A 10,758-nucleotide genomic window follows, 5' to 3' on the forward strand; every position below is an offset into this window, starting at 1 on the left:
GTTCGCGGGCCAGTAACTCCTCACGACGCCCGTCCCCGCCCGGATCTGGCAGCGTCAGGTCAGGCTCCATACCAGACTGCCGGATGCCGTATTCCGGCCACCAGGACAGCACCGGCGCCAGAAAGGCAAACAGCCGCTCCGCCGCTTGCCGGTCCCGGGCATCGGCGCAGGACTGACTGTCCTCACTCAGTTTCGCCCCGAACAACCCCAGCGCCAGGGCACTTTCATGAAATGCCTTGCCAGCCAGTAACCTGCCCCGGACCTCAGCATTTTTCGGCGCCTCAAGCTCACCCTGGCGCCGGCTCTGCTCCAGGTCATCCCGCCAGCGCCGGCGCGCCTGCAGCACCCGGGCCATGGGACCGGCCTGCAGGTCGTCGTTCCGGGTCTGGAAAAGAGCCGTTGCCCTGACCGTCGGCAAGAAACAAGGCGTTGCCCAGCACCATCAGGGGCTCCGGTACGACGCCTACGCTGCCCTGAGCCATGGCCTCGGGAAACGCGTCCGGATTGCCGGGAGCATGGTTCGACAGTCGTACGAAACCCTCCAGCACTGCCTCCAGTTTCTCGCCGGACTGATGCCGGTAACGCGGACGTCCGGCAAGCTCAGCCAGTGCCAGAACATCAAATACCTGAAAGCTGAATTCCCGCAGCTCTTCCTGAAGTTGAATCGAATGATCAGACATGGATCGGTCCCTTGCTCACGAACCGCAAGACTGTCACAGCCGATGAAACACTTCCAGCGTGCGGGACACAAACGTTCAGGTAACCCGGGGGTAGACGCCCTCAACCTGACCTTTGGAGAGCACCCACTGCCAGAGCTGAATCTCCCTGGCACGGAACGCCCCCGCACAGGACAGCAGGTAATAGCGCCACATACGATAGAAACGATCCCCGAGCCGATCAGAAAATCCTGGCCAGGCCCGTTCAAAATTGTCATACCAGGCCATCAATGTACGATCGTAGTCCGCCCCGAAATTGTGGAGATCTTCCACCACGAACAGGTTATCGGCAGCGTCGCCGATCTGGCCGATGGAAGGCAGCTCGCCGTTGGGGAATATGTACTTGTCCATCCAGGGGTCAGACTGCGGCCTACGCTCGTTCTTGCCGATGGTATGCAGGAGGAACAGCCCCCCGTCCTTCAGGCAGCGGTGAGCAACCTCCATATAGCTTCGGTAATTCTTGTTACCCACGTGCTCGAACATGCCAACACTGGCAATGGCATCGAACTGCCCCTCCACATCCCGGTAATCCTGCAAACGGAATTCCAGTGGCAGGTCAGGGTATCGGGTTCTGGCAAAGGCCGTCTGTTCCTTCGAGATGGTCACACCCACGCACTCCACCCCATAGTGCTCGGCCGCGTAGGCCATGAAACTACCCCAGCCACAGCCGATATCCAGCACCCGCATACCTGGTTCAAGCTGAAGTTTGCGGCAGATCAGATCCAGCTTGGCTTCCTGGGCCTGCGCCAGGGTGGTGGCCTGTTTCCAGTAGCCGCAGGTATACGCCATCCGGGGATCCAGCATGGTCTGATAGAACTCATTGCCCAGGTCGTAGTGCTGCTCGCCCACCTGCCAGGCCCGACTGATGGTCTGGCGGTTGAGAATACGACTCTTCAGGGCCTGTAACATCACACGGGTGGGGTAAACCTGTCGGTGCAACCGTGCCTTGAGGAGACGTTCAAAGAACTGATCAAGCGACTGCGCCTCCCAGTCGCCATCCATATAGCTTTCGCCAAGCCCGAGATTGCCTCCGGAAAATATCCGCTCAGCAACCCGGGGGCCATTAAGCTGCATATCCCAGGGCCGGTTACCACCGATACGGATATCCGCTTTTGCCAGCAACTCCCGCAAATAATCCAACATCGGCGCCCCACCAACCACGAGGGACTTTCGTGAGCTTTTAATCAGTTCCATGACGTCATCGCCTCCTGATCATTTCCCCGGCCGAAGGCACGACAGGCAACGGGGCCTAACCCGGTTGAAATCAGAATCTGAAAAGCAGGTAGATTGACATAGTTCACTAATTGATAAATTAACGGTTATTTATTAACCAATCAAGACAAGAGCGGGCAGGTTCGGGAGCAGATGAATCAGATCAGAAAAGAAAACGCACCAGAGCAGCGGCCAGAATACCCGCAGCAATAGAAGGCAAAGGCTTGTGAGTGGCCAACATCAATGCCGCCGTAACCAACAGTGCAGCCCGTGCACCCCAGTCGCCGGCAAACGCCTGGGGCACCACAATGGCAATCAGCACCGAGCTGGCCATGGCATTGATAAAACTTTCAATACGGGGGTTAATCGGTACCAGGGACATGAGAAACACCCCGCCGAAGCGGGTCACGAGCGTGACCAGCCCCATCACCAGAAACAGGAAAAGTGTTCCGCTTGCGGTGGTTTCAATCATCATCGCGCAGGTTTATCCAGCCAGAAGAAACCCACTACGCCGCCGGCAAGTGCCCCGGCCACCACGTGCATGTGAGGCGGCAGCCACCAGTAAGCCATCATGGTGACAATCGCAGCCACGGACCAGGCCACCAGAATCCGGGGATTCCTGCGACCGCCCAATGCCATCGCCAGCAGAAAACAGCCCAGCACCATATCCAGGCCCAGGGCCGCGGGATCGGTAAGCAACTGCCCAAACCACGCACCGATAGCGGTACCTGTCAGCCAGGCCAGCACCAGTGCCAGGCCACCCCCCAGAATCACCTCAAGATTATGTCGGCCATTCTGATAATCCTGGGCTGCAATGGCCCAGTTTGCATCAGTGAGCACCAGCAAAAGACCGTAACGACGGACCGGCGACAGCCTCCGGAATACCGGATAAAGGGAGGCCCCCATCAGGATATGCCGGGAATTGATGGCAAAGACGACGGCCATCAGGGGCACCAGAGAGACCTGCTGTCCCCACATGTCCAGAGCCGCAAACTGGGACGCACCCGCGAACACCAGCAGGCTCATCAGGGTGGCTTCCACCGGGGCCAGACCGGTCGGGACTGCCGCCAGTCCAAAGGCAACACCAAACGCCACCACAAACAGGGAGATGGGCAACAGGCGCAGGAATTCTGCAGCCACTCGCTGTGGCTGCAGTTGATAGGAGGATTCGGGATTATCCATCGCGGGACACTAGATGATCGATCAGATCTCGCGTATCAGTAATAACCGTAAGATGTCTTTTCAGATCATCCAATACATCGTCAGTGCCGCGACACAAAGCCATCAACAAACAATGCAATATGCCTGGTGCAGGTTAAACCCGGGCGGCCTGTCCTGTCACCGACTCCAGATCAACACACCCCTGGCTCCATCACCTACACCGAACACCCGGCGGTCGCCTCCCCGATAGCCATGATACCGCGACGGCTGAGGGTGGTAGCGATGGTGACCGTGTTTGTGTCCGCGGTAGTTGCGGGAATGATCGTTGCGGGAATGGTGCCTGCGGGAATCATGCCTGTAGTGATTGTCGCGATCCCATTCATAGCCCCGGTCGTTGCGTCGGTCGTTGCGCCTGTCGTAGTCCCGGCGGTTGTCGTGCCTTGCCTGCAATATCTTGCGTTGCAATGGCGAAGGCATGGCCTGGTCTGCCCGCGAGTGCAGCCCCGGGGATTGCCCATGGGGGTTACCGGCCAGCGCACTTCCCGCGGCACCCAGCAATCCTGTGGCAACTATAGCAATCAGAATTTTTTTCATGGCATCTCTCCTTTTTATCTGGCTTGAGCCAGTCATAACCTTACCTGTGCATCTGTAAAGTCGTGTCAGGGCAACTGTAAAGATCCGGTAAACGGAGCCGCACTGATCGCCGCCCGATACGACAGTTCCACAGCACAAACCCGCAACATCCGGACCCGGTGAACATGAGTGACCACCTGGTTCTCAATCTGATAATTCAGATCCTGAGTTACTTCACAAATTAAGAGACGTTTCCCTTTTTTGTCTTATTTATTCGTTAGCCTAGAGCACTGTCAGGAAGCGAAGACAACTGGCAGCTGTCCGGAGCCCTCAGACCGACGTCCGGGATGGTGGCTCCGGATTCAGGGGAAAGAATTCCCTGATACATAAACGGATTCCTGTTGTGGGGAATCTATAAAAAGAAATGGCGAGGGAGGTGCTTGTGTCAGACAACAAACCGTCCGATTCAACTCTAAATTCCGGGAGACGGCAGCTGCTTATCGGCTCCGGCATTCTCGGTGCGGCAGCTGCCGTTAATCCAGGCATGGTCCTGGCGTCCCCGGGAAGGGGCCGGTGGAAGGGCAAAGGAAGAGGAAGCAATCAACCGGGTCTCGAAGAAAATGTCGACTGGACCGTGGACCAACTGCGGACCGCGCTGGATGCACTGGCCAGTGATACCTTTTTCAGCATCATTGCCTTTGCGGTACCGGGCAATGACCCCTGGTCCGAGTACCAGGGCGTAAGCACGGCCATGCCTGGCGGTATCGGCACGCGGGCGGACCTCTATCTTTCCGGTGGCGTGAATCTGCTGGTGCCGCTGCCTGCCGCCTTCATGCAGGAGTTGCTCAATTCCATTGGTAATTACCTTGGCAGTTACCCCATGGATATTCCGGATATGGCTGCGGAAGACGTGGGTGAAAACGGCGAGTGGATACTGGAGAACCTCGACAGCTCACTGGGCCAATACCTGGAAGGCACCGCCTCCAATACAGTGCTGATTGCGCTGCTGGTGAACCTGGCCGCCACCCGCCTTCATGGTCAGGTGGACGGGCCCTTCCCCTCCCCCTTCGCCAACCTTGGCTGGGAACAGAAAGCAAAAGTCTTTGAGGAACTCGAAAGCCAGTCGTCCTGGCTCAAGCGCGCCATCGTCTGGAACATCTCCAACCGGGATTATCGCGAAGCAGCACCGGGCGTGCTGCAGGGCATCATCAGCTTCCTGATGCGAATTCCCGGCTTTGGCAGTTACTGCGAATTTGCTGTGTTTGACGCTGCAAACCGCACGATTGTCCAGCGTCCCCTGGGCTGGGTTCTGAGCCAGTACCGACCGGATGCACCGCCACTGCCTATCGGCAGTGATGACTTTATTGGCTATTACCAGGGACGGAGGAGTGTCTGATGCGTGATGTAATTATTATCGGAGCAGGTGGCGGTGGTCCCGTTATGGCCAAAGAACTGGCCGAGCGTGGTCTGGATGTACTGGTCCTTGAGGCGGGTGCCCGCCATGCCGACCCTGAAAACGAATGGTCGTCTCTTGAAAACCACATGAACAGCTCACTGACCGGCAAGCTGCGCTATGGCCCGGCTGATCCGGCCAAGCCTGCCTGGTACCGCGAGCAGGCTTCATCCGGCAGCCTTTCCCAGGTGTCCGGGGTGGGCGGCACTACCCTGCATTACTACGGCAACAGCCCGCGGGCGATGCCCGGCGTTTTTTCCGGTTACCGGGGCCGCGATCGTTCCGCCTACGATACCCGGCATCTGTTCCCGTTCAGCTATGATGAAATGCGCAAGTACTACGAGTGGACAGAAGCCACGCTGCCAGTACAGACCGCTGCCATGGGAACCAAGGAAAAGGCCTTCTTTGATGGTGCGGCGGCGGCGGGGCTATCGCCCATTACCGGTAAGGACATTACCCACGCCGGTTTCCGCCCCCAGGAAAACGCCATTCTGCAGCCCGGCGGCAATGCCGGTAAAACCAGCGACAGCTCGCAACTGACCTACCCCAATGCCACCGGCTGCACACTGTGTGGTCACTGCTTCCAGGGCTGCATGCTGCCCCAGGGTGCGCCCCGTAACCTGAAGGCCCGTCGCTCCACCGACAACAGCTACACCCCCATGGCACTGACCGCCGACCTGTGGAAACCCGGCGGCAAGGCGATCACCCTGATCACCGATGCCTACGTCACCAGAATCCGCACCGAGCGTCGCTGGGGTCGGCGGATGCAAGTGGCTACTGGTGTTGAATGGCGGGATGTGAATACCGGCGAACGCCATTCCGAGGACGCCAAGGTGGTGGTTATGGCTGGCGGTTGTATTGAAAATCCGCGGCTTTGGACCAACAGCGGCCTGCCGGATCCCAATGGCTGGGTAGGTCGTGGCCTGACCGATCACGCGCTGGACTGGGTAGTGGGCGTGTTTGATCATGACGTGGGCGGTGCCCGCGGTACTGCATGTTCTTCCCGCGCAGACTTCCCGGGTTACGGCTCAATCCAGAATACCGCCAACACTCCGGGTATCGCAGCCAACAACCTGACCAACAGTGACAGCGGTATTCGCGGCGCCTATACCAATGGCCTGGGTAATTCCGGGGCGTGGGACGGCGACTCCGGCCGGGTCTACGGTGAAGAGCTGAAGGACGTCATGTCTGACATCAACCGTCAGATGAGCATTCTGATCCTGACCGATGACGATGTGGAGCGCCAGAACAAGGTGGACGTTTCCAGCGTGTTCACCGATGAACAGGGGCCGGTAGCCCGGGTCAACATCGATAAGCGCAGCCGATCTCTGCGCACCCAACGCAACCGCAACTATCTGGCCAACAAGGCCGCAGAAATTATGCGGGCCGCTGGTGCGACCAAAATCGTGCGGGCCGACTGGGCGCCGGTGCTGCTGCACCTGCAGTCCTCCATGCGGATGGGTGACCGGGCCAACAACTCGGTACTGGATGAGAACTGCGAATCCCGTGCGGTTGAAGGCCTGTTCATTGCGGACCATTCAGCACTGCCAAACGCCCTGGGCGGGCCCAACCCGACCCTGACCTCTCAGGCCCTGGCCACCCGGACTGCCGAAAAGATCTTCCAGAACTATTTTGGCGGTACCCCGTGGGTAGGCATTGAGAACCCGGTGTGTTCCATTGACGATATCGTCACCCAGGCGGTGATTCAACGGGGGCTCTGATACCACGTTGACGTTACCGGACCGGCACCGACGTCATTTCGGTGCCGGTTTTTTTATGGCAGTGTGCCGGCGCGGGCTTCCACCCTGGAGGGTCTGGCACCAGGCAGGCTTTCCGTTGGCGCTGCCGGGTTCCCGCAACAAAATACTTGCCTACCAGGCCACACAAAGGCAGCATTCGCACTCACCCACCGTTCATAACCTGAGGATAATCCCATGGCACAAGCCACTGCACGTCACATTCTGGTCGACAGCGAAGCCAAGTGTGAAGAACTGAAAAAGGCCATCGAAGGCGGCCAGGACTTTGCTGAAGTGGCAAAGCAGCACTCATCCTGCCCGTCCGGCCGTAACGGCGGTGACCTGGGCTCATTCGGCCCGGGCCAGATGGTTCCGGAATTTGACAAGGCTGTCTTCAGCGGCGAGCTGAACACCGTCATGGGCCCTGTCAAAACCCAGTTCGGTTATCACCTGCTGGAAGTGACCAGCCGCAGCTAAGCGGTTGCACCGCCGACCCTGGTCCCAGTGGCCGGGGTCGGTTTCCTCGCCCCCCACTTGCCACAAAAGTTACAAGCACTCAGTCAATCGCCCGCCGGAACGTCAGGTTATACCGGTAGGCCCCGGTCAGCGCATGATGTCCCTGCTTCAGCGGCGCGACACCGTGGTATCGCAACCGATCCGCACCGCCCCAGACCAGCACATCGCCGTGATTCAAGACCAGCTTCAGCTGGCCACCCTTGCGCTCCAGCCCGCCCCAGAGGAAGGTCATCGGCAGACCCAGTGAGACCGACACAATGGGCCACTGCAGATCCTGTTCGTCACGATCCTGATGAAGGCCCATGCGGGCACCCTCACCGTATCGGTTGATCAGACACACATCCGGCTGAAAACCCGGATACCCTGCTTCCGCCGCTGCGCGATGCGCCAGATCAGCAAACGCAGGGGGCATCTCTGGCCAGGGCCTGCCGGTGAGGGGGTCCTGCTCACTGTAGCGGTATCCCAGGTTGTCGCTGACCCAGCTGAATTGGCCACAACCGGTCATTTCGGCGGACATGGATCGGCCGCCGGGGGTTTTCATGGTCCGGAAACCGGCCTGTGCCGTGACCCTGCCGATGTGTGTGAACAGCTCCTCCGCGTCTGCCAGCGCAAAGCCCGGAAAATAGCAGGCACCCTCGCCAATCCGCTCTCGCTGATGTTCCTCAATACCACTGAAAAGGTCTGTCATGTATTACCCTCCGCCCGATTCAGGAAACGTTACACACAGTGCCCCAACGCGTCATTTGCAGACGCTGTCAGGTTCGCCGGATGTCGCCACCGGACCGGGTGTGTCAGTATTTTGCCAGTCCGGTCCGGGCCACCGGGCAGGCTATGACTGCTGACAGCTGATATGAAGCCAGTTAACCCTTTATGGCCTGATTTATGCTCGATAACTGTCAGTGCCCCAGTTTGGACGTTTCTTGTAAAAAAAACTGACAATGCAAGATCGTGGAGGATCCCGTCATGGCCAACCAGATGAACCAGTCCCAAACCGCTCTGCTCAGCCGGCTATACCAGATGAAGCAGAAACAACTGTTGCAGGCCAGCAAACAGAACGACACCCTGCTCTATCGGGTGCTGGAAGCGGAAGCCCAGGCCATAAACGCCGCCCTGGATTCTCAACGACGATAGACCGCAGGCATGCCCTGCTGATTCAGATTGTGGATTCAGATTATGGATTCAGAGTAACGGTCGGCAGTACCCGGTCCGGGGCAGCGCGACAAAGTAGCTGCAACCGATCCCTGCCACCCTGTGTTCATTCGAGACGTCGCACCCAGTCGATACCTCCAAGCTGGTTCATCTGCCGTCGTATCCACCGTACCCGCTCCCACATATAGGGTGAAGGCTCGCTGACCTTCATTCGCTTGGGGCTCGGCAACACCGACGCCAGCAGGGCCGCCTGCTCCGGCCCCAGTTGCCGGGCACTGATCCCGAAAAACTGCTGACTGGCTGCTTCAACGCCGTAGACCCCGTCACCGAATTCCGCCACATTCAGATAGACTTCCATGATCCGGGACTTGGGCCAGATGGTTTCAAGCCCGGCGGCAAGCCCCGCTTCCAGCAGCTTCCGGGAAAAATGGCGGCCATTCCACAGGAACAGATTCTTGGCGGTTTGCTGGGTAATGGTACTGGCACCCCGGAGATTGCCGCCCTGCCGATAGCTGTCCACCGCCACGCGGATGGCCTTCAGATCCAGCCCGCGATGCTGCAGGAAACGCTGATCTTCGCTGGCAACCACCGCCAGCGGCATCCAGGGGGAAATGGCCTCCAGGGCCACCCACTGATGCGCAACAGGCTGATTTGGATTGGCCAGTTTGTGGGCGACCATAAAGGCCGTGGTCGGCGGATTGACGAAGCGGAACACCGCCATCAGCAGCAAGGTCAGTACCACCAGCGCCAGCAGTGCCATCAGCAACCAGCCGAGGAAGCGCCAGAAGGATTTCCTGAGTCCGTTTTTCACCCGCAAGCTGCCCCTTTGGCTGTCTGTATGAGACGTAGTTGTTGAAACGCGATCCGTGAGAATCTGTCCGCAAGGATACTTTACCCAATGTTCATGAAAAGTGGCGGGAGAATGACAGATCGTTCGTGACGAAGATTACGTATTCCTGCGATAGTGACCCGATTCCATCTCCGTTCATCCACCTTTACGGAAACCTCATGCCCAGAAGTCTGATCTGGCTGTTTCGAGTATCCGCCCTGCTGATACTTCTGCTGACCGGCCCGGCATTCATGGCGGCCTGCTCCAGTCACCAGGCCAGCGGCAGCTGGCGCACCGCAGACCGGTCCAGCGTCGGCATCGCCCCGCTGGCCAGCGAAACGCCGGAAGCAGTGGTTCAGGTCTACGGAGCCCGGGCCTACCGCTGGCGAGGCTATTTTGCAGAGCATACCTGGATTGCCACCAAGGAAGCCGGATCCGACAGCTACCTGGTCAACGAGGTCACCGGCTGGGGCGGCGCCAACAAGGTGCGCAGTTACAACAGCGACCCGGACCGGGCCTGGTACGGCGCTGCTCCCCGCCTGTACGCCGACCTTCGTGGTGAACAGGCGGAACAGGCCATAGTCAACATCCGCCAGGCGGTCGCCCGTTACCCCTACCAGACCGAGTACGAAGCCTGGCCTGGCCCTAACAGCAACACTTTTGTAGCCTGGGTCATTCGTGAGGTGCCCGAACTCGATGTGGTGCTGCCCAACACCGCCATCGGCAAGGACTATCTGGGCGCGGGGTATGCGGCAAGGAGTCCGTCGGGCTCTGGTTATCAGCTTTCCGCCAATGGTTACATCGGCATTCTGGCCGGTATCGAAGATGGCATCGAAATCAACGTTCTGGGCCTTTCCTTTGGTCTCGACCCGCTGCACCTGGGCGTCAAATTACCGGGCATCGGGCAGTTGTCCCTGAGAGACCCCTGGCCCGGAACTGCGGCCTCAGCTGAATGACCCCGGCGTCAATGCACTGAGGCAGACGTTCAGGCTTTCGGTGATGTCCGCATGCAACTGCAGATCCATCAGGTTGTCTGCTCTGGTGCGACCCAGATTCAGGGTTGCCAGGGGCTTGCCGAGTTCCTTGGCGTAGCGGCAGAAACGCAGTCCGGAATACACCATCAGCGATGAACCGATGACCAGCAGGCCATCACTGGCCGCCAGCGCCTCGTGTGCCGAGACCACTCGCTCCTTCGGTACAAAATCTCCGAAGAACACCACGTCCGGTTTGAGGATACCGCCGCACTCAGGGCAGTCCACTACCCTGAAATGGTCAAAGCTGACCTCCAGGTCCGCATCTCCATCCGGTGCCGCCGTGGCTGTCAGTTCGAGAAAATCCGGATTCAGCTCAGCGCTGTGATGGTGTACCTGATCCCGGCTGGTGCGGTAGTGACACGCCATGCACCGGACCTCG

General features: G+C 59.0%; 13 protein-coding genes and 1 pseudogene. 5 read left to right on the top strand and 9 right to left on the bottom strand.

Annotated features, from left to right (window positions below; translation table 11 throughout):
* The 6 genes and pseudogenes from AAC035_RS12785 to AAC035_RS12810 all read right to left on the bottom strand — a co-directional run.
* Positions 1-355, bottom strand: a pseudogene (locus AAC035_RS12785) (hypothetical protein); the annotation flags it as partial.
* On the bottom strand, positions 315-680 hold the full coding sequence (locus AAC035_RS12790) for a hypothetical protein (protein WP_339804771.1): 366 nt from the start codon (positions 678-680) through the stop codon (positions 315-317). The pseudogene AAC035_RS12785 and the gene AAC035_RS12790, both read right to left, overlap by 41 nt.
* Positions 681-755: 75 nt before the next feature.
* A complete protein-coding gene (gene cfa, locus AAC035_RS12795) occupies positions 756-1,859 on the bottom strand; it encodes a cyclopropane fatty acyl phospholipid synthase (RefSeq protein ID WP_339804792.1) in 1,104 nt (367 codons plus the stop codon).
* Positions 1,860-2,091: 232 nt separating this feature from the next.
* Complete coding sequence (locus AAC035_RS12800; RefSeq protein WP_339804773.1) at positions 2,092-2,403, bottom strand: AzlD domain-containing protein; 312 nt, start codon at positions 2,401-2,403, stop codon at positions 2,092-2,094.
* Positions 2,400-3,110, bottom strand: coding sequence for an AzlC family ABC transporter permease (locus tag AAC035_RS12805; protein WP_339804775.1), 711 nt, complete (start codon positions 3,108-3,110; stop codon positions 2,400-2,402). The genes AAC035_RS12800 and AAC035_RS12805 overlap by 4 nt, the downstream gene beginning before the upstream one ends.
* A gap of 156 nt (positions 3,111-3,266) precedes the next feature.
* Positions 3,267-3,683 carry a hypothetical protein gene (locus tag AAC035_RS12810; protein WP_339804777.1) on the bottom strand — a complete coding sequence of 139 codons (417 nt, stop codon included), beginning with the start codon at positions 3,681-3,683 and terminating at the stop codon, positions 3,267-3,269.
* 613 nt (positions 3,684-4,296) lie between these two features.
* On the opposite strand from AAC035_RS12810, the gene AAC035_RS12815 reads away from it, so the two are divergent.
* The 3 genes from AAC035_RS12815 to AAC035_RS12825 all read left to right on the top strand — a co-directional run bounded on the left by AAC035_RS12815 (position 4,297) and on the right by AAC035_RS12825 (position 7,328).
* Positions 4,297-5,058, top strand: a complete 762-nt coding sequence (locus AAC035_RS12815) for a hypothetical protein (protein WP_339804779.1) — start codon at positions 4,297-4,299, stop codon at positions 5,056-5,058.
* Positions 5,058-6,836 (top strand): GMC oxidoreductase, encoded by a 1,779-nt coding sequence (locus AAC035_RS12820; RefSeq protein ID WP_339804781.1) that lies wholly within the window; start codon positions 5,058-5,060, stop codon positions 6,834-6,836. Before AAC035_RS12815 ends, AAC035_RS12820 begins: the two co-directional genes overlap by 1 nt.
* 213 nt (positions 6,837-7,049) lie before the next feature.
* Positions 7,050-7,328, top strand: a complete 279-nt coding sequence (locus AAC035_RS12825; RefSeq protein WP_339804783.1) for a peptidylprolyl isomerase — start codon at positions 7,050-7,052, stop codon at positions 7,326-7,328.
* A gap of 79 nt (positions 7,329-7,407) precedes the next feature.
* Here AAC035_RS12825 and alkB read toward each other — a convergent pair whose 3' ends face one another.
* Positions 7,408-8,055, bottom strand: a complete 648-nt coding sequence (gene alkB / locus AAC035_RS12830) for a DNA oxidative demethylase AlkB (protein ID WP_339804785.1) — start codon at positions 8,053-8,055, stop codon at positions 7,408-7,410.
* 275 nt (positions 8,056-8,330) lie between these two features.
* Between alkB and AAC035_RS12835 the strand changes: the two genes are divergently transcribed.
* Positions 8,331-8,498: a hypothetical protein gene (locus AAC035_RS12835; protein WP_339804787.1), complete on the top strand. Its 168-nt coding sequence runs from the start codon at positions 8,331-8,333 to the stop codon at positions 8,496-8,498.
* Positions 8,499-8,622: 124 nt separating this feature from the next.
* Here the strand turns inward: AAC035_RS12835 and mtgA are convergent, their stop codons facing one another.
* On the bottom strand, positions 8,623-9,276 hold the full coding sequence (mtgA, locus tag AAC035_RS12840; RefSeq protein WP_339804794.1) for a monofunctional biosynthetic peptidoglycan transglycosylase: 654 nt from the start codon (positions 9,274-9,276) through the stop codon (positions 8,623-8,625).
* 248 nt (positions 9,277-9,524) lie between these two features.
* Between mtgA and AAC035_RS12845 the strand changes: the two genes are divergently transcribed.
* Positions 9,525-10,301 (top strand): DUF3750 domain-containing protein, encoded by a 777-nt coding sequence (locus AAC035_RS12845; protein WP_339804789.1) that lies wholly within the window; start codon positions 9,525-9,527, stop codon positions 10,299-10,301.
* Here AAC035_RS12845 and AAC035_RS12850 read toward each other — a convergent pair.
* A partial coding sequence (locus AAC035_RS12850) for a Sir2 family NAD-dependent protein deacetylase (RefSeq protein WP_339804790.1) occupies positions 10,290-10,758 on the bottom strand: 469 nt, incomplete at its 5' end. The two genes, AAC035_RS12845 and AAC035_RS12850, sit on opposite strands and share 12 nt — an antisense overlap.

Origin of the sequence: uncultured Marinobacter sp. (assembly GCF_963974375.1) — a bacterium.
In the GTDB taxonomy this organism is placed as follows: Bacteria; Pseudomonadota; Gammaproteobacteria; order Pseudomonadales; family Oleiphilaceae; genus Marinobacter.